This is a genomic window from Falsiroseomonas sp. RANM36, from assembly GCF_056682175.1.
The window spans coordinates 271,441-273,078 of record NZ_JBWXTD010000007.1; the positions used below are offsets into that span (position 1 = coordinate 271,441).

General features: G+C 77.2%; 2 protein-coding genes. Both read right to left on the reverse strand.

The features are described 5' to 3' along the window. Positions 1-1,083 (reverse strand): amidohydrolase family protein (locus AC1MIR_RS25445; RefSeq protein WP_480030966.1); only part of this gene is annotated, 1,083 nt, incomplete at its 3' end. A gap of 10 nt (positions 1,084-1,093) precedes the next feature. Beyond that, the coding region (locus tag AC1MIR_RS25450; protein ID WP_480030967.1) for a hypothetical protein at positions 1,094-1,638 on the reverse strand (545 nt) is incomplete at its 5' end.

Sequence of the window (1,638 nt, forward strand, 5' to 3'; positions counted from 1 at the left end):
CCCCAGCACCTGCTGGTGGTGGCTGTCTGGGGCGTTGGGGGGCGCGAGGGCGCCGGGCGGCGCGCCCCAGCCATCCGTCCGGCCGGCCCGCGGCACCGCGGGCGCGCGGCCGTGGCGGTGGATCATGGCGATCAGCGCATGGCCCTCGGGCACCACCGCCACGCCGTTGCGCACCGCGACCTCCGCCTCGCCCCAGCTCACGAAGCGCGCGCCCACCACCTTGCGCAGCCGCGCCCGCCCGTCCGCGACGCCGTTCGGGCGAAGCTGGAACGCCTCCAGCGGCTGCGGCGCGAGGCGCATCGTGTCGCGCGGCCCGGCCGTGCGGGCCGGCGGCGTCAGCAGCTTTCCATCGCGCGCCACGAGCCTGCCCGCGGTGAAGACGCGCTCCACCGCAACGCTCGTCAGCTCTGTCAGAACGACAATATCCGCCTGCCGCCCCGGCGCGACCAGGCCGAGGTCGTCGCGCTTCAGCCGCATCGCCGCATGCAGCGTCGCGAGGCGGATCGCCGCGATCGGCGAGACACCGCGCGCGATCACGCGCGCGATGGTGTCGCGCATGCCGCCCTTCTCCAGCAGCTCGTCGGGGAAGATGTCGTCGGTGCAGAGCACGAGATTGGGCGGCAGCATCGGCAGCGCGGCGAGCGCCGTCAGCGCATGCGGCAGCACGTAGTCATGGCTGCCGCGCAGCTCCACCGTCATGCCTGCGCGCAGCTTCTGCACGAAATCCTCGGCGTCCGTGACCTCGTGGTCGGAGGTGACGCCGGCGGACGCATAGGCCTGCAGGTCGGCGTCGCGCATGCCGCGCGCGTGGCCGTTGACGTTCTTGCCGCTGGCCAACCCCGCACCGACGATGCCGCGCATATGCGCCGTGCCGCGCAGCACGCCCGGCATGTCCATCACCTCCGCGACGCCCGAGACCTCCGGCCAGGACAGCATTTCGGCCATCTCCGCCGCGCCGAACGCGGCGCCCGCTACTTCAAGACCGGGCGCCGAGGGCACGCAGGAAGGTGCGGCGATCAGCGTGCGCAGCGGCAGGCCGCGGCTCGCCTCGATCGCCCAGCGCACGCCGGCCAGGCCCAGCACGTTGGCCAGCTCATGCGGGTCCCAGACGCAGGTGGTGGGGGGGGGCGGCGCCCCCGGCCCGCCGCGCGCCGCCGCGCCGCCGCGCCGCGGCGATCGCCCGGCGGGCGCCGTGGTGGAAGCTCGGCGGCGGCGCGTCCGAGGCCAGCAGGGGGCGGATGCGGCCGCGCGTGTAGGGATGGATGCCGAGGCCGGCGGCGATGCGCCGCCCCTCCCCGGCCCGCGCCTTCCACAGCGCGAGCAGGTCCAGCGCCTCCGCCAGGCTGCAGGGGCGACGGCGGAAGGGGTCGGCGCAGCGCGGCGCCGCCACCAGGCGGGCCCAGCAATCGCGGGGATCGGCGCCGGCGACGGGGCCGTCGGCCAGGGGCACGCCGGCCGCGAGCGCCAGCAGCGCCAGGTCACGCGAGGCACCGTGCAGCGCGGCCGCGGCATCGAGCAGCGTCCAGGGATCCTGCCGCGGCAGGCTGCCGGGCAGCACCGGCGCGCCGGTGGCGAAAGGGTCGCCGCCAAGCCGGCCCGGGGGGGGGGGGGGGGGCGGCGCCGCCCCCCCCCCCGGGC